At 66.7% G+C, this 17,194-nt stretch carries 13 protein-coding genes, 1 tRNA gene and 1 pseudogene; 9 read left to right on the top strand and 6 right to left on the bottom strand.

The annotated features are described in order from the left end of the window. Nucleotides 1-120: 120 nt before the first annotated feature. Nucleotides 121-196, bottom strand: a tRNA-Ile gene (locus ACODTW_RS21620). A gap of 253 nt (nt 197-449) precedes the next feature. On the opposite strand from ACODTW_RS21620, the gene ACODTW_RS21615 reads away from it, so the two are divergent. Continuing rightward, on the top strand, nt 450-2,432 hold the full coding sequence (locus ACODTW_RS21615; RefSeq protein ID WP_488948156.1) for a sensor histidine kinase: 1,983 nt from the start codon (nt 450-452) through the stop codon (nt 2,430-2,432). Between the two features lie 22 nt (nt 2,433-2,454). Beyond that, nucleotides 2,455-3,354, top strand: coding sequence for a transcriptional regulator GcvA (gene gcvA / locus ACODTW_RS21610; protein WP_488948155.1), 900 nt, complete (start codon nt 2,455-2,457; stop codon nt 3,352-3,354). Here the strand turns inward: gcvA and ACODTW_RS21605 are convergent. Both ACODTW_RS21605 and ACODTW_RS21600 read right to left on the bottom strand, forming a co-directional pair. After that, a complete protein-coding gene (locus ACODTW_RS21605; protein WP_488948154.1) occupies nt 3,342-4,133 on the bottom strand; it encodes a crotonase/enoyl-CoA hydratase family protein in 792 nt (263 codons plus the stop codon). The genes gcvA and ACODTW_RS21605 overlap by 13 nt on opposite strands. A 15-nt stretch (nt 4,134-4,148) precedes the next feature. Further along, nucleotides 4,149-5,366 carry an MFS transporter gene (locus tag ACODTW_RS21600; RefSeq protein WP_488948153.1) on the bottom strand — a complete coding sequence of 406 codons (1,218 nt, stop codon included), beginning with the start codon at nt 5,364-5,366 and terminating at the stop codon, nt 4,149-4,151. A gap of 242 nt (nt 5,367-5,608) precedes the next feature. Between ACODTW_RS21600 and ileS the strand changes: the two genes are divergently transcribed. Continuing rightward, nucleotides 5,609-8,818, top strand: coding sequence for an isoleucine--tRNA ligase (gene ileS / locus ACODTW_RS21595; RefSeq protein WP_488948152.1), 3,210 nt, complete (start codon nt 5,609-5,611; stop codon nt 8,816-8,818). A 226-nt stretch (nt 8,819-9,044) separates the two neighbouring features. On the opposite strand, the gene ACODTW_RS21590 is transcribed toward ileS, so the two are convergent. After that, complete coding sequence (locus ACODTW_RS21590) at nt 9,045-9,851, bottom strand: helix-turn-helix transcriptional regulator (protein ID WP_488948151.1); 807 nt, start codon at nt 9,849-9,851, stop codon at nt 9,045-9,047. An 87-nt stretch (nt 9,852-9,938) separates the two neighbouring features. On the opposite strand from ACODTW_RS21590, the gene ACODTW_RS21585 reads away from it, so the two are divergent. After that, nucleotides 9,939-10,709 (top strand): class I SAM-dependent methyltransferase, encoded by a 771-nt coding sequence (locus ACODTW_RS21585; protein ID WP_488948149.1) that lies wholly within the window; start codon nt 9,939-9,941, stop codon nt 10,707-10,709. 81 nt (nt 10,710-10,790) lie between these two features. Further along, nucleotides 10,791-11,087 (top strand): hypothetical protein, encoded by a 297-nt coding sequence (locus ACODTW_RS21580; protein WP_488948148.1) that lies wholly within the window; start codon nt 10,791-10,793, stop codon nt 11,085-11,087. Nucleotides 11,088-11,292: 205 nt separating this feature from the next. On the opposite strand, the gene ACODTW_RS21575 is transcribed toward ACODTW_RS21580, so the two are convergent. Beyond that, on the bottom strand, nt 11,293-12,132 hold the full coding sequence (locus ACODTW_RS21575; RefSeq protein WP_488948147.1) for an isopenicillin N synthase family dioxygenase: 840 nt from the start codon (nt 12,130-12,132) through the stop codon (nt 11,293-11,295). Nucleotides 12,133-12,283: 151 nt separating this feature from the next. Between ACODTW_RS21575 and ACODTW_RS21570 the strand changes: the two genes are divergently transcribed. The 3 genes from ACODTW_RS21570 (at nt 12,284) to ACODTW_RS21560 (ending at nt 15,139) form a co-directional block, all read left to right on the top strand. Further along, nucleotides 12,284-13,354, top strand: a complete 1,071-nt coding sequence (locus tag ACODTW_RS21570; RefSeq protein ID WP_488948146.1) for a patatin-like phospholipase family protein — start codon at nt 12,284-12,286, stop codon at nt 13,352-13,354. Nucleotides 13,355-13,448: 94 nt separating this feature from the next. Then, nucleotides 13,449-14,693: a bifunctional glutamate N-acetyltransferase/amino-acid acetyltransferase ArgJ gene (gene argJ / locus ACODTW_RS21565; protein ID WP_488948145.1), complete on the top strand. Its 1,245-nt coding sequence runs from the start codon at nt 13,449-13,451 to the stop codon at nt 14,691-14,693. Continuing rightward, on the top strand, nt 14,690-15,139 hold the full coding sequence (locus tag ACODTW_RS21560) for a (deoxy)nucleoside triphosphate pyrophosphohydrolase (protein ID WP_488948144.1): 450 nt from the start codon (nt 14,690-14,692) through the stop codon (nt 15,137-15,139). The genes argJ and ACODTW_RS21560 overlap by 4 nt, the downstream gene beginning before the upstream one ends. 128 nt (nt 15,140-15,267) lie before the next feature. Here the strand turns inward: ACODTW_RS21560 and ACODTW_RS21555 are convergent. Beyond that, nucleotides 15,268-15,810 (bottom strand): annotated as a pseudogene (locus ACODTW_RS21555) (HNH endonuclease); the annotation flags it as partial. Nucleotides 15,811-16,114: 304 nt separating this feature from the next. Here ACODTW_RS21555 and gluQRS point away from each other — a divergent pair. Then, nucleotides 16,115-16,984 carry a tRNA glutamyl-Q(34) synthetase GluQRS gene (gluQRS, locus tag ACODTW_RS21550; protein WP_488948143.1) on the top strand — a complete coding sequence of 290 codons (870 nt, stop codon included), beginning with the start codon at nt 16,115-16,117 and terminating at the stop codon, nt 16,982-16,984. Nucleotides 16,985-17,194 lie beyond the last annotated feature (210 nt).

Genomic DNA, 17,194 nt, shown 5'->3' with positions numbered 1-17,194 from the left:
ACCACCGACCTCTCGCTTATCAGGCGAGTGCTCTAACCCCTGAGCTACGCGCCCCGACCGCCTGCCGGGACAAAGCGAAAAGCCGGCCTTCGGGCCGGCTTCTTCGAACCGAGAGAGGGATGGTGGGCGCGGGTGGAATCGAACCACCGACCTCTCGCTTATCAGGCGAGTGCTCTAACCCCTGAGCTACGCGCCCCTCTCGTGGAGCGCGGTGATAGAGACGTGCGGCGCCGGTGTCAAGCGCTTTCCTGCAAAAAGACGTCACACTTTACCGGCGCCGGCGAATTCGTTGCGCATTTCGCTGCCGTGCAGCGGGGGAAGGCTGAGCGCGCGTTGCCCGGTCTGGCGCATGATGATACCAATGGTTGGATGGCGCCGACGAACCACCACGAAGGGCTTTGCCCCATGGATTCGGCCGGTGTCCGTCGCGGGAACGGGGGACGGGGCGCGTGACGGTCAGGCATTGGCGATCGGCGTTGGTGGGCGCTGTCCGGGTGGACCGGGTGCTGCTGCTTGCCCTGCTGGCCGGCGGCATCCTGGGGGCCGTTCTGCTCTGGTCGCATGCCACCGACCGCGTGCGCAATTTCGAAACCATCCTGACATCGCAGGTGCGGGGCCGTGCCGCGGCGATGGATGTGCATATGCGCATTGCCGTCGGCCATCTGGAAGCCCTGCGCCAGCGGGCCGAATTCTTCTATGCCGAATATCCCGCACCGTCGGATGTACCTGCCAGCAGCCTGATGACGGCCCTTCTGGCCAGCAACCCCGGCAGCGCGCCGCAGCGCGGCTATAACCTGGACCGGCTGCCGCCGCCTTATCTGGTGGACCAGATCGGCAACATCGTCTCGCTGCCACCCGCCCAGGTCGATGCCGACCCTGCCCTGTCGCGCCCGGACGAGGCTGGATGGCGGCAGGAAGCGTCCATGGCGGTACAGCTGCTGCCGCTGATGGCGGTGACGCAGAAGGTGGTGCCCAGCGTGCGCCGGCTGTTCTATGCCTCGCTGACCGGCATGGTGGCCGTCCATCCCTGGACGGAGAGCAGCCGCATCGACATCCTGTCCCACATCACCAATTTCCCGCCCTTTGCCGCCGCCAGCCCCGACGCCGACCCCCGCGGGGAACCGGTATGGAGCCTGGCGCGCGACGCCGATGGCGGGGTGGCGGGGATCACCCTGTCCCTGCCATTGAACCTTCAGGGGCGGTTTGCCGGGGTCTTCGGGATCGAGGTGCCGGTCGACGGCGTACAATCGGCACTGGGCAGCATCAACCGCGCCAATTCGATGATCCTGCTGGTCGATGCCGACGGCACCATCATCACCGGCGCCAGCAGTGGGTCCGGCATGGAGCCGCCGCGCAACTTCAAGCAGATCTACGCCCCCGGCCTGCCGGTACTGGCTGATGGGGGCGTGGCGACACAAAGCCCGTTGGACCCGTTGATCGTGGTCGCCCCATTGCGACAGACGCCCTGGCGTGTCGTCTATGTCGCCCCGCGCCTCAGCAGCCTGCTGCCCACCCTGACCGACATTCTGGTGTCGGTGGCGGGCTTCATCGCATCCGTCCTGGTCGTGCTGTTTGTGGCGCGTCGGCTGATGCAGCGGGCGCTGGCCGTGCGCGACAGCGCCGCCGCCGCCGAACGCGAGGCAAGGGCGGAGGCGGAACGCGCGCTGGCCGACCTGCGCGCCGCCCATGACGAGCTGGATTTCCTGAACCGGGAGAAGACGCGGTTCTTCTCGCTCATCTCCCACGATCTGCGCGGGCCCTTCAATTCCATGCTGGGCATGACCCAGGAACTGGCCGACCACGCGCCGAGGATGCGACCGGAAGACACGGCCGATTTCGCCCGGTCCGTGCACGAGATGGCGCGCAAGGTATTCGATCTGCTGGAAAACCTGCTGCAATGGTCGCGGGTGCAGATGTCGGGCACGCCGTTCGCCCCAACCGTCTTCCCCATGCGCGAGGTGGTGGGCGACGCCATCCGCGACGTCGCGTCCGCCGCCCAGGCCAAGGATATCCAGATCCTGGATGCGGCGGGCGACCGCTGGGTGCTGGCCGACCGCACCATGATCCTGGCCGTGCTGCGCAATCTGCTGATGAATGCCGTGAAGTTCAGCCATCAAGGCGGCGTTGTCCATGTCACCAGCCGCGCCCTGGGCGACCGGCTGGAACTGGCCGTCACCGACAAGGGCGTCGGCATGGAGCCCGCCCAGCTGGAACAGGCCCTGAAGGCCGGGCCCAAGGCCAGCCGGCCGGGCACGCAGGGGGAGACGGGCACCGGCCTGGGCCTGACCCTGGTCCGTGATCTGGTCCTGCGCCATGGCGGGGAACTGAAGCTGGAAAGCAATCCCGGCCGCGGCACCATTGTCAGCTTCACGGTGCCCCTGACCACCGATCCGGCCGAAACCCGCCGCCTGATGGCGCGGGCCGCCGACTGATCCCGCACCGGCCGCCCCCGCCATGGCCTATCGCCTGCCGCCGCTGAATTCCCTGCGGCTGTTCGAAGCGGCGGGGCGCCATGGCAGCTTCAAGCTGGCGGCGTCCGAACTGCACATCACGCCCAGCGCCGTCAGCCACGGTGTGGCCACGCTGGAAGATTGGCTGGGCGTCGCCCTGTTCGCCCGCGGCAATCGCAGCCTGACGCTGACCCCGGCAGGGACGGCCTATCTGGCAGCGATCCAGCCGGCGCTGGCCGCGCTGGCGCAGGCCGGGGATGGGGTGCCCGGTCGCCGGCCCACGGGACGGCTGTCGGTCAGCGTGGCGCCGACCTTCGGTCTGGCCTGGCTGATCCCGCACCTGCCCCGGTTTCAGGAACGCCATCCCGATATCCAGGTGAATGTCGATACCGTCCAGCGGCAGGTCGATTTTACCCGCGACGGCGTGGATGTCGCCATCCGCCGCGGCCACGGCGACTGGCCGGGCCTGTCATCCGTCCCGCTGGTGACGGAGGATCTGGTACCCGTCTGCGCCCCCGCCCTGGCTGCACGCATCGCCACGCCGGCCGATCTGGCGGGCCAGACCCTGCTGCATGTCGTGACCACGGCGGAGGATTGGGGCACCTGGGCGGAACTGGCCGGGGTGACGGGGCTGGACCTGTCGCGCGGGTCGCGCTTCGATACGATCCAGATGGCACAGCTGGCCGCAGCCCAGGGGCTGGGCGTTGCCATCGGCCGCCTGCCGCTCGCCGCCGCCGACATCGCAGCCGGCCGACTGATGCCGGTGCTGGGGCCACCGGTCAGAAGCCGCATGTCCTATTGGCTGGTCAGCCCGCCCGACGCGTTGCAACGGCCAGAGGTCGGGGCCTTCCGCGACTGGCTGCTGTCGGCGCTGACACCGGAGCCGGCCCCTCAGCAGCCCTGATAGGCCGCCGCCCGCCCCTGCTGCCAGGCCGACAGCCCTTCCGACAGATCGTGGGTGGCGGCCAGCCGCGCGAACTGTTCGCTTTCCACCGACAGCCCCTCCGCAATGGGCAGGTTGATGCCGCGGGTCACGGCGGCCAGATTGGCGGCCACGGCCAGGGGCGAATGCCGGATGATGCCGAAGGCCAGGGCGCGGGCGGCATCCATCAGGCCGTTATGCGGCACCACCTGATTGATCAGCCCCATCTCCTGCGCCGTGGTCGCCGGAAACGGGTCACCCGTCAGCAGGGCGGCCAGCGCCCGCTTGCGCCCCGCCAGCCGGGCCAGACGCTGGCTGCCGCCAAAGGTGGGCACCATGCCCAGCCGGATTTCAGGCTTGGCGAAGATGGCACGGTTGCTGGCCACCGACAGGTGCGATGCCTCCACAATCTCGCACCCGCCGCCAAAGGCCAGACCATTGACGGCGGTGATGACGGGCTTGGGGAAATTCTCGATCCGCGCCGTCATGGCCTGTCCGCGCCGCACGAAGTCGCGCACGGCCACGGCCGGCCCTGCTGCCACGCTGTCGGCGAACTGGCGGATGTCGGCCCCGGCGGAAAAGGCACGGTCGCCGGCCCCGGTGATGATGATGGCGCGGATGGCGTCGTCGGCCTCCGCCCGGTCCAGATGCGCCAGGATGGCGTCGGCCATGGCATAGTCGATGGCGTTCAGCTTCTCCCGCCGGTTCAGGGTCAGGGTGGCGATGCCGTCGGCGACGGCGCACAGCACGTTGTCGGTCATGAAATCCCTCCGGTTTCAGGCAAGGGCCGGGCGGGGGCGTGCATCGGCCCCATCGCGGATCGCGAAATTCAGGATGGCGGCCACCAGCCCGGTCGCCGCCGTGGCGGCCCAGATCAGGTCGTAGGAACCCGTCAGGTCGAAGACCAATCCCCCCACCCAGGCCCCCAGGAAGGACCCGACCTGATGGGAAAGGAAGCAGACGCCGAACAGGGTGCCCAGATGGCGCACGCCGAACATCCGCGCGATCACCCCGCTGGTCAGCGGCACCGTGCCCAGCCACACCACGCCCATACAGGCCGCGAACAGGGTGACGGACAGGTCCGTTTTGGGCAGCAGGGCGAAGGCGGCAATAGCGCCGGTCCGCAGCAGGTACAGCCAGCCCAGCACCGATTGCGGTGGGAACCGCCCGCCCAGCCAACCGCACAGCCAGCTTCCGCCCATGTTGAACAGGCCGATCAGGGCAAGCGCCGTCGCCGCCAGTCCCGTCGGCATCTGGCACAGGGCCAGATAGCCCGGCAGATGCGTGGCGATGAAGGCAAGCTGGAAGCCGCAGGCGAAGAAGCCCAGGGTCAGCAGCCGGTAACCGCCATGATCCCCCGCTACCGCCAGCACGGCCCGCAACGGCAGGACCGGTTCCATGGTGCCCCCGGTTGCCTGCCGGCCGCCCAGCAGCAGGCCCAGCGGGGCCACGGCCAGGATCACCGCGCCCAGCACCAGCAGTGCGGCCGACAGGCCCCAGCCCGCCTGGACCCCGCGCGCCAGCGGCACCAGCAACACCTGCCCCAACGATCCCGCAGCAGAGGCCAGCCCCATGGCCTGGCTGCGCCGTTCGGGCGGCACGGCCTTGCCCACGGCATTCATCACCACACCAAAGCTGGTGCCGCTGATCCCCAGCCCGACCAGCACCCCCATGCCCAGCACCAGCATGGGCCCGTCGGGCGCCAGCGCGGCCAGGGCCAGCCCGCCCGCGAACAGGGCCGCTCCCACCGCCACCACGGGTGCCGGGCCATACCGGTCGGCCAGCGCCCCGGCCACGGGCTGGGCCAAGCCCCAGGTCAGGTTGTGCAGGGCGATGGCGAAGGCCACCAGCGTCACCGGCAAGCCATGGTCAAAGGCAAAAGGCCCGATGAACAGGCCGAAGCTCTGCCGCGTGCCCAGCGCCGCACTGATCACCAGACCGGCCGCCAGCACGGTCAACAGGCCCGCCCATTTCCGTTCCGCAACACCCATCATGCTCCCCCCGATCAATATCTGGGATCAGCATAGGGGCCGATATCCGGCGGCGACGAACGAGAAGGGTTCAGTCTCAGATGAATCAAATTCACCCCAGGGGATGACAACCCACGACGGGGACAGGGTTGCCTTGCGCCCGCCCGTTCTGGACAGCACGGGCGCAGGCCGTTACATGAGAGTTTCCCAAGGGTGCGGACCTGTTCCGCGCCCCCGCCGGGCATTGCCAACAACATGGGTGTCCCATGACCGCGTCGAATACGACCTTCCAGCCCTATCCCGCCGCCGAGCCCAACCCGGATTTCCCCCGGATTGAGGAAGAAGTGCAGCGGATTTGGAAGGAGAACGCGGTTTTCCAGCAGTCGGTCGATTTCCGCCCGCTGGAAAAGGATGGCAAGCACAATGAATTCGTCTTCTATGACGGCCCGCCCTTCGCCAACGGCCTGCCGCATTACGGCCATCTGGTCACGGGCTTCGTGAAGGATCTGGTGCCGCGCTACCAGACCATGAAGGGCCGCAAGGTCGAACGCCGCTTCGGCTGGGACTGCCACGGCCTGCCGGCAGAGCTTCAGTCCGAAAAGGAACTGGGCGTGTCGGGGCGTCACGACATCCTGAAATTCGGCATCGACAAGTTCAATGCCCATTGCCAGGTGTCGGTGCTGCGCTTCACCCAGGAATGGGAATATTACGTCACGCGCCAGGGCCGCTGGGTCGATTTCCAGAATGATTACAAGACGATGGACATATCGTTCATGGAAAGCGTGATGTGGGCCTTCAAGCAGCTCTGGGACAAGGGGCTGGTGTATGAGGGCTACCGCGTCGTGCCCTATAGCTGGGCCGTGGAATCGCCCCTGTCGAACTTCGAGACGCGCCTGGACAATTCCTACCGCGAACGGCAGGACCCGGCCCTGACGGTCCGCTTCCGCCTGGATGCGCGCGACGGCGATGCCGGACCGCTGGATATCCTGGCCTGGACGACCACGCCCTGGACCCTGCCGTCCAATCTGGCGCTGGCCGTGGGGCCGGAGATCGAATACGCGGTCATGCGCAAGGGCGATGACCGGCTGATCCTGGCCACCAGCGCCATTGGGAAGTACGCCAAGGAACTGGACGGGTACGAGCAGGAAAGCACGCTGACGGCGGAAGACCTGCGCGGCCGCACGTATGAGCCGATCTTCCCCTATTTCAAGGGGCTGGATAAGGCGCACCAGATCCTGGTGGCCGACTTCGTCACCACGGGCGACGGTGTGGGCATCGTCCATATGGCGCCGGGCTTCGGTGAAGACGACTTGGCCGTCTGCAAGGCCAATGGCCTGCCCGTGAAGGTGCCAGTGGACGTGGCCGGCAATTTCACGTCCGAAGTGTCCGACTATGCCGGCCTGAACGTGATCGAGGCCAACAAGCCGATCATCCAGGACCTGAAGGCGCGCGGTGTCGTGCTGCGCCACGAAACGTACCTGCACAATTATCCGCATTGCTGGCGCACGGATCAGCCGCTGATCTACAAGGCGGTGAACAGCTGGTATGTGGAAGTGTCCAAGTTCAAGGACCGGATGGTCGAGCTGAACCAGCAGCAGATCAACTGGGTTCCCGGCCATGTGAAGGATGGGTCCTTCGGCAATTGGCTGGCCAATGCGCGGGACTGGAACATCTCCCGCAACCGCTTCTGGGGTTCACCCATCCCCGTGTGGCGCAGCGATGATCCGCGTTATCCGCGCATCGACGTCTATGGTTCCATCGCGGAGTTGGAACGCGATTTCGGGGTGAAGGTCACCGACCTGCACCGCCCCGCCATCGACCATCTGACCCGCCCCAACCCCGACGATCCGACCGGCCAGTCGATGATGCGCCGCGTCGAGGATGTGCTGGATTGCTGGTTTGAATCCGGCTCCATGCCGTTCGCGCAGCAGCACTACCCGTTTGAGAACAAGGAACGGTTCGAAGCCGCCTTCCCCGCCGACTTCATCGTCGAATATGTGGCCCAGACCCGCGGCTGGTTCTACACGCTGATGGTGCTGTCCACGGCTTTGTTCGACTGCGCGCCGTTCAAGAACGTCATCTGCCACGGCGTCGTGCTGGACGAGGATAAGCAGAAGCTGTCCAAGCGTCTGCGCAACTATCCCGACCCGGTGGAGGTGCTGAACAACCAGGGTGCCGACGCGCTGCGCTGGTATCTGGTGTCCAGCCCCCTGATGGTGGGCGGCGATCTGGCCATGCCCAAGGATGCCCGCGGCATCGCGCAGGCCCTGCGCCAGGGCGTGCTGCCGCTGTGGAACGCCTACAGCTTCTTCACGCTCTACGCCAATATCGATCAGGTGAAGGGCACGATCCGCGCCGATCAGAAGGGTCTGCTGGACCGCTATATCCTGGCCAAGACCCGCGAGCTGGTGGAAGGCATCGAAGCCAAGCTGGACGGGTACGACCTGCCCGGCGCCTATGCCATCATCACCGGCTATTATGACGCGCTGAACAACTGGTTCATCCGCCGTTCCCGTTCGCGTTTCTGGCGCGAGGCCGGAGAGGGCGATGGCCAGGACAAGGTTGACGCCTATGACACGCTGTACACCTGTCTGGTGACGGCGACCAAGGCGCTGGCCCCCCTGCTGCCGCATGTGACGGAGCGGATTTATACGGCGCTGACGGGCGAGGCATCGGTGCATCTGGCCGATTGGCCGGACGTGTCCTACCTGCCGTCCGATCATGAGCTGACCAGCCAGATCGATCTGGTGCGGGAGATCTGCGCCTCGGCCATGTCGCTGCGTGAGGCCAAGAAGCTGCGCATCCGCCTGCCGCTGCGCACGCTCACCATCGTCCATCCCGATGCCGACCGGCTGAAGGGTCAGTTCGACACGGTGCTGGGCGCCCTTGTCGCGGACGAGGTGAACGTCAAGCAGGTGATCGTGTCGTCCGACATCAGCCTGGTCGGCACCCGTCAGCTGGCCGTGAACGCCGCCATCGTTGGCCCCAAGGTGGGCCCGAAGATGAAGGAGGTCATGGCCGCCAGCAAGACCGGCAAGTGGACCGACAAGGGCGATGGCACCGTCGAACTGGCCGGCGTCGTGCTGGAAGCGGGCGATTTCGACATCCGCATCCAGGCCAAGGAAGGCACGCACGCGTCGCGCTTTGCCGGCGGCAAGGGTGTGGTCGTGCTGGACGTGACCGTGGATGCGGAACTGGAAGCCGAAGGCTGGGCCCGCGACTTCGTGCGCGCGGTGCAGTCGACCCGCAAGGATAGCGGCTTCCAGGTCACCGACCGCATCACCATCCAGGCTTTGGTGCCCGACACCATCGCCGGGGCCCTGACCACCCATGCCGACACGATCAAGCGTGAGACGCTGGCTTTGTCGCTGACCGTGAACCCGGCCACGCTGGGCGACGGTGCCGTGTCGGTGGACCTGTCGGGCACGTCGGTGTCGCTGTTGCTGAAAAAAGTGGGGCGGGACGAGGAAGTCTGATCATTACATGTCGGGGCGAGGTGAACTCTAACCCCGACATCCAGCCAAAATCACGTCAACCCTTTGCATTACATTGCCTCCCCCGCGGAAGCGGGGGTCCAGGGGTCAAGGGCACCCAAGCGTTGGTTCTTGTGGCCCCTGGATCCCCGCTTTCGCGGGGAAAGCACCTATGAGCACCGGAGATCCGGCTTGCAGCCGTCACGAGGGGCGCGCGTGCAAGCATCCCCTACCCCAGCAGCAGCACCAGCCGCAAATCCGGCCGTGCCTCCACGGCCAGGGTCAATTGCGTCAGGCGCAGCAGACCTCGCCTGGGATGCTGGAATAGCCGTTCCCCGCCTTCCCGTTCCCGCACATCCGCCCCGGTCCAGCCAGCAGCAAAAACCGCACTGCGATCACGCAACTCCGCGACAAGCGCCGTCAGCGCCCGGTCGTTCAGGTGCCTGCCATGGTCGGCGCGGAATTCGGCCAGCACGCGGGCGGCCCGGCCCGGCCAATCGACCAGCAGCGTGCGCGCCGCCGGCTCCAGGAACAGGAAGCGCAGCAGATTGTGTGGCCCCGGCCCATCCAGCCACCCCGTGAACAGGTCGGCCGCGGCTGGGTTGAAGGCCAGCACGTCATAGCGGTGGTTCAGCACATAGGCCGGCACGGGCTGGGCCGCCACCGCCTGACGCAGCAGGGGCAGCAACGCGGCATCGGTATCGGCCGGGTCCGGTTCATGCGGGTCGCGCCGTCCCGAAAGCTGGAACAGATAGGCGCGTTCGGCCGGGGTCAGGCGCAGGGCACGGGCCAGCCGGTCCAGCGCCTGGGGAGAGGCCTGGATGTCGCGCCCCTGTTCCAGCCAGGTCAACCAGGTGGCGCTGATGCCCGCCTGCATCGCCACCTCCTCCCGCCGCAGGCCGGGGGCGCGGCGCCGGCCGCCGGCCGCCGCGATACCGACACTGGCCGGGTCAACCCGCCCGCGCCGTTCGCGCAGGAAATCCCCCAGCAGGCGACGCTGGGCGGCGGCGGGATCATCGGGCGGTTGCGGGCTCATGGTGTCGGTTATACCAGGATAACCACTTATCTTGTACCAGTTTGGAATCGGGCGCAGGCTGTTCCCATCCAGCCCCCAGGAGAAACCATGTCCGGCACCAGCACCCAGCACGATCTTGTCGTGCAGCAGTTCGGCCCCCGCGCCAATGCCTATGTCACCAGCGCCACCCACGCCGCCGGCCCCGATCTGGCCGATTTTCAGGCGCTGTTGCGGGCCGACCCGGCGGGGGATGTGCTGGATCTGGGCTGTGGTGGCGGCCATGCCAGCTTCCACGCCGCCCCCTTCGCCCGCACCGTCACCGCCTATGATCTGTCGGCCGACATGCTGGCCGCCGTCGCGGCCGGGGCGGGCACGCGCGGCATCACCAACCTGACCACGCGCCAGGGCCGGGCAGAGGAACTGCCGTTCAAGGATGCCAGCTTCGATCTGGTCGTCACCCGCTACAGCGCCCATCACTGGGGCCGGGTCCCGGTCGCCCTGGCGGAGGTGGCGCGGGTGCTGCGCCCGGGCGGACGCTGCATCGTCATGGATGTGTTCGCCCCGGCCGATCCGTTGCTGGACAGCTATCTGCAGACGGTGGAGATGGTGCGCGACCCCAGCCATGTGCGCGATTACAGCCTGGCCGAATGGCGGTCCCTGCTGGAAGCGGCCGGACTGACCCCCGCCGAACCGCGCCCCTATCGCCTGCATCTGGAATTTTCCAGTTGGGTGGAGCGCATCAACACGCCCCAGCCGCACCGCCCGGCCCTGTTGAGCCTGATGGCGGGTGCTGCACCAGAGGTGAAGGCGCATTTCGCCATCCAGCCGGATGGCAGCTTCACCATCGACACCATGCTGATTGCGGCCGTCAGGCGGTAACGGGGCACTACAACCCGTGACCGGTCGCCCCATCAAACTGTCCCTTGACTCTCGCCGCGAACAGGCGGCGAGATAATCACCATGATCATTCCATCGCAGCCCATGCCGCTGCCGCCCGCGCAGCTGACGCAGCCGACCACCCCGCACAACAATGCGGCGCTGGCGACGGCTGCCGTGGCGGCACAGAAGCTGGCCCGGCCGACGGAAACCCAGACCAAGCGTGCGGCTTCCGCCGTGGCCCAGGCCGACCGCGGGCGGGAGGATCAGGACGGCACCCATCTGGGCTATGCCTACGACAATGAAGCCGCCGCCGTCCAGGCCAAGGCCAACCACCAGCCGCCCCGCGATCGGGGCGGAAAGCTGGATGTCAGCGTCTAGCACGTTTCAGTGCTGACCACCCCGCCGTCATCCCGGCGAAAGCCGGGACCCAGGCGTAGAGCGGCGTCAGCCGCGACATGACTCATGTCGGCGCTAAGCGCGCCTCGAAGCTGGACCCCGGCTTCCGCCGGGGTGACGGGAAAAAACATTTCCGGTGAGTTGACAGCATAGACAGGAAGAGCCCGCCAAGCAGGCCCCCCAATCCTTACTTCTTCAACCCGATCTCGCGCAGGCGCTGGTCCAGGAATTCCCCGGCGGTCAGTTCGGCCGACAGGCGCACGTCGGGGCGCGGGTGCAGGAACATGGGCATGGAATAGCGGGCCACATTATGTTCCGGCGGCGGGTTGATGACGCGGTGCGGGGTCGCGGGGATATAGCCGTTCGACGCCAGCTTCAACATGTCGCCGCCATTGACGGCGATCATCCCGGCATCGCACGGCACATCATGCCAGTTGCCGGCCGTGTCCTGGGCCTGCAGGCCCGGCTCGCTGCCCGTCACCAGCAGGGTGATCAGGTTGATATCCTCGTGTGCGGCGGCGCGCACGGCCCCCGGCTCGTAGCCTTCGCCGATGGGCGGATAATGCAGAACGCGGAACAGGGTGCTGGTCGACCGGTCCATCATGTTCGGCAGCGGTTCAAAGAAGGCATCGCGCACCGGCTCCGGCACCTGTTCCTGGATCCAGGTCAGCAGCGTGTCGCCCATGGCGCGCAGGTCGGCATACATGCGATCCGTGGCTTCCTTCACCGTCGGCGGCAGGCGGCGGCCCGGATAGACATGGTAGAATTCCTTCAGATCCTTGACCGGGCTGTCCTTGGCGTTTTCCGACTTGAACGGGAAATAGCCATCCTGGATTTCCGGGTCGAATTTATAGTCGAACTTGCCATCATCGGCGAAGAAGCCGGCCCAGACCTTGTACAGTTCACCGATCAGGCCCTTGTCGATCGGGTGGTTGCGCAGGACGGCAAAGCCCGTCTCATGCATGGAGCGGACGAATTGTTCGGCGGCGTCGGGTGCGGCGAAATCGACGGTGGCGATCTTGAACATGGGTAGGCTGCCTTGAAGTCTGGCGGTTTTGTGCAGGATTGACCTTCTATCATCACGCCCGGGCCGGCGCCGTCAATAGCGGCCGGGATTGCCAGCCGCCGACACGCAACCTATGTTGCGGCGCATCCAATTCCTGCAACCGGGTTGAACCATGGCGTCAAAGCCCCTGCGTTTCCTGGCCGGGCCCGAGGCCATGGCCCGCATCCGCCGCGATGGCCTGCATGACGACCTGTTTGACGTGATGGCCGGGGCCAGTGGCGGGGCCAAATGGCTGGCCCTGACGCGGCTGGATCAGGTCCTGTTCAGCCACTGGTTCCGCACCCGCACCCGGCCCCTGCACATGGTGGGCAGTTCCATCGGCACCTGGCGCTTTGCCTGTCTGGCCCAGCCGGACCCGGTGGAGGCCTGCAAGCGGTTCGAGGCCAGCTATCTGGACTACGCCATCGCCGATGACGTCACGACCACGGAACTGACCGATCATTGCCGGGATTTCCTGAAGGTGATTTTCGGGAACGATGGCATTGACCATCTGCTGACCCATCCCTTCATGCGGCAATCCATCCTGGCTGTCCGCGGGCGCGGACCCATCAACCCGCACGCCGGCAAGCTGTCGCTGGGTCTGGGCCTGGGGGCCGCGGGCCTGGCCAATCTGGCCAGCCGGCGCAGCCTGCCGATCTTTTTCGAACGCACGGTCCTGCATGATGCGCGCACGCCGCCACCCTTTGACCTGACGGCGGAATTCCCCACCCAGGCCGTGCCGCTTACGCACGGCAATCTGGTGGATGCGCTGCTGGCGTCCGGCTCCGTTCCCTTCGTCTTTGACGGCATTGTCGACCCGGAAGGGGCGCGGCCGGGTCTTTATCTGGATGGCGGCATCATGGATTACCATCTGGACATCCCTTATACGCCGCCGGGTCTGGTGCTGTTCCCGCATTTCTCCCATCGCATCGTGCCGGGCTGGTTCGACAAGACCCTGCCCTGGCGCAAGGCGCGGGCGGGCAGCCTGTCGCGCACGCTGGTCCTGTGCCCGTCGATGGAATTCGCGGCCGCCCTGCCCTATGGCAAGATCCCCGACCGCGGCGATTTCAAGCGCATGGACACCAAAACCCGCCAGAAATACTGGCGGACGGCTGTGGCGGAGACGGATCGGCTGGCCGATTGCTGGCTGGACGCAGTGGAAAAGGACCGCGTGCCGGACTTGCTGGAACCCCTGGTGCCCTGAAACGGGAACCCCCTGTCACCGAACCTGCACTTGACCCGGTGCCCCGGCATCGGCTTCATGCGCGGGACATTTCCCCTTGATCGGAGCCCGCATCATGGCGACCGCCATTTCCCCGCTCGCCCCCGCTTCTTTCCCGTCGCTGCCACCCATCGCCGGGCTGCGTCTGGCGGGCCACCGCGCGGGCATCCGATACAAGACGCCGCGCAACGACGTCATGGTCGCCGTGCTGGAGGAAGGGTCCAGCGTCGCCGCCGTGCTGACCCGCTCGCTGACCGCCTCTGCCCCCGTGCATCGCTGCCGCGCCCATCTGGCCGGCGGGTCGGTGCGCGCGCTGGTGGTCAATGCCGGCAATTCCAACGCCTTCACCGGCAAGGCCGGTGAGGCCTTCGTCGATGCCACCATCGACGCCACCGTTTCCCTGCTGGGCTGCCTGCCGACCGAAATCTTCCCGGCCTCGACCGGTGTCATCGGCCAGCCCATGCCGGCCGACCTGATCGCCAAATCCCTGCCCGAAGCCTTCAGCAAGCTGGTCCCGGCGGAGGGTGAGGCGTGGGAGGTGGCGGCCCGCGCCATCATGACCACCGACACCTTCCCCAAGGGGGCCTCGGCCACGGCCACCATCGACGGTGTCACCGTCACGGTCGCCGGCTTTGCCAAGGGCAGCGGCATGATCGCGCCCGACATGGCGACCATGCTGGCCTATGTCTTCACCGACGCCAACATCGCCCATGCGCCCCTGCAGGCGGCCCTGTCATCGGCCACCGACCGCAGCTTCAATTCCATCACGGTCGATGGCGATACTTCCACCTCGGACACGCTGGTCGTCTGCGCCACGCGCAAGGCCGCCCATGCCGCCATCGAGACGACCGACGACCCGCGTCTGGCCGCCTTTGCCGCAGCCCTGGATGCTGTCTGCCTGGATCTGGCCAAGCAGATCATCCGCGATGGCGAGGGGGCGACCAAGTTCGTGGAAGTGCGCGTGACCGGGGCGGAAAGCGATGCCGCCGCCAAGCGCATCGCCCTGACCATCGCCAATTCGCCGCTGGTGAAGACGGCGGTGGCCGGTGAGGATGCCAACTGGGGCCGCATCGTCGCCGCCGTGGGCCGGGCCGGCGAGCGCGCCGACCGCGACCTGCTGGTCATTTCCGCCGGTGGCGTGCAGATCTGCGCCAACGGGATGGAAGTGCCCGGCTATGACGAAGCGCCGGTGGCCGCCCATATGAAGGGCCAGGAAATCCTGTTCGAGGTTGATATCGGCCTGGGCAGCGGCACGGCCACGGTCTGGACCTGCGACCTGACCCACGGCTATATCGACATCAATGGCAGCTACCGGTCGTGAGCGGCGGCGAGACGCCTTGCTGGCAGGAACCGGCCCGTAAAGGGCCGGTGCGCACCGTGCTGGTGGCGGCCGTGGCTCTGGTCGATGTCGATGGCCGCGTGCTGCTGGCCCAGCGCCCGCCGGGCAAGTCCATGGCGGGCCTGTGGGAATTTCCCGGCGGCAAGGTCGATGCCGGCGAGACGCCCGAAGCGGCCCTGGTCCGCGAATTGAAGGAGGAGTTGGGAATCGACACGGCCGAAAGCTGTCTGGCCCCCATCGCCTTTGCCAGCCACACCTATGACGATTTTCACCTGCTGATGCCGCTTTACGTGGCGCGCGTCTGGAAGGGCACACCCACCCCGCTGGAAGGCCAGCAACTGGCCTGGGTGAAGCCGGTGCGCATGGGCGATTACCCCATGCCGCCCGCCGACATCCCCCTGATCCCCATCCTGCGGGATCTGCTGTAAGGGGGCCGTCGGCCCCCTTACCCCTGCTCCAGTTCCGCACCCCAATATTCGGCGCTGGTCATGGAAGGCGGGAAGGCCACGCCGGGCAGATCCTCGCCCGGATCGGCCGCCACCTCGTCCCCGACATCGTCGTAGAACAGGAAGTCGCGCCAGCTGTCATGCAGGAAGGTCGGCGGGAAGCAGCGGCCGTTCTCCTGCAGCTCGTACGCCGTCGGTGCGAACGGCTCCTGCAGCGGATGCATACCGCATTTGGACGGCATCTGGCTGCCCTTGGCCAGATTGCAGGCCGAACAGGACGTGACGACATTGTCCCAGCTTGTCCGCCCGCCCCGGCAGCGCGGGATGACATGATCGAAGGTCAATTCGTGCGTCGGGAACCAGCGCCCGCAATATTGGCAGGTGAAGCGGTCGCGCAGGAAGACATTGAAACGCGTGAAGGCGGGCCGGCGCGTGGCCGGCACGAATTCCTTCAGCGAAATGACGCTGGGCAACCGGATCGCCAGCTGGGTCGAGCGGACCACGCGGTCATAATGGGAAACGATATTGACGCGGTCCAGGAACACGGCCTTGACCGCATCCTGCCAAGACCAGAGCGACAAAGGAAAATAGCTGAGCGGGCGGAAATCCGCGTTCAGCACCAAAGCCGGACAACCATCAAACGGTGGTGACAAGACTCACCCCCAAAGCGCCGTTCCGTCGGTGTTCCCGACCCCCGACCCCGCCTTCTTCCACCCGAGGGTTCCCCCTTGGCATCGGGATGGCGGACAGGTTCGCGGCAGGCCAGAACGTCGGGCACTTTGATATAACGGTCCGCCGCATCTGGCAACCCGCCCGACTCGGGGCCAAAGCATTTATCACGCAGATGCAACGAAATGGTCACGCAAGCCCTTGTGGTTGTTGGCCTTGTGACCCGCGATCCGTTGGGGGTATATGTCGGAAAGACAGGGTTCCGCCCTTCCTTCCCGGTATTCGTGCATGCCTTCCGCAGCCCGCCCCGTCGTGACCCGATTCGCGCCCAGCCCCACGGGCTTCCTGCATCTGGGCCATGTCCATTCCTGCCTGTTCGCCCAGCATGCGGCAAAGGCCGCCGGCGGGCGCTTCCTGCTGCGGATCGAGGATATCGATCCCAACCGCTGCCGGCCGGAATATGAGGCGATGCTGAAGGAGGACCTGGCTTGGCTGGGCTTCACCTGGGAAGAACCCGTGCGCCGGCAGTCGGAGCATATGGACGATTATGCGGCGGCGCTGGACCGGCTGGCCGGACAGGGGGTGACCTATCCCTGCTTCTGTTCACGCAAGGATATCGCGGACGAAATCGCGCGGGCCGGCAACGCCCCGCATCTGGTGGCGATGGGGCCGGAAGGACCGCTTTATCCCGGCCTCTGCCGGCATCTGCCCCGCGATGTGGCCGCCGCGCGCGTCGCCGCCGGGGAGGCGCATGCCATCCGCCTGGATGTGGGAAAGGCAGCGTCTCTGACCGGCCCGCTGTCCTGGCATGACCGGGGCCGAGGGACGATTCCGGCCGACACGGGGTTGCTGGGCGACATCGTCCTGGCCCGCCGCGATGTCCGTACCTCCTACCACCTGTCAGTGACGGTTGATGATGCCATCCAGGGTGTCACCCTGGTGACAAGGGGGGAGGACCTGTTCCATGCGACCCATGTTCACCGGTTGCTGCAGGCACTGCTGGGCCTGCCTGAACCGGATTACCACCACCATGGATTGCTGTTGAACGACCGCGGCGAACGACTGTCCAAGCGTGATGGGGCAACCGGCATCCGGGTCTTGCGTGAACAGGGCCTGTCTGCGGCGGAGATCAGACGCCGCGCCGGGAATGCTGCCTGACTATTGTCCCCGCACCCGTTCCGCTTCCCCTGTTACAGGCTTTGTCGGACGGCGGCATCCCGGATTATCATTCTGTTGGCTGAACATTCGCCGGTATGGAACAGTGGCCTGGATGCTGCGGGTGGTGGCCGTACCAGACACGGAATTGAACAGGAATAGGCTATCTGTGGTGGCGTACCGACGGGTGACAGGTCAACCCCCGATCACCTA

The organism is Niveispirillum sp. FG148 (genome assembly GCF_057809655.1).
The sequence above is the reverse complement of the archived record's forward strand: the minus strand, read 5'-3'. Positions and strand labels throughout refer to the sequence as shown.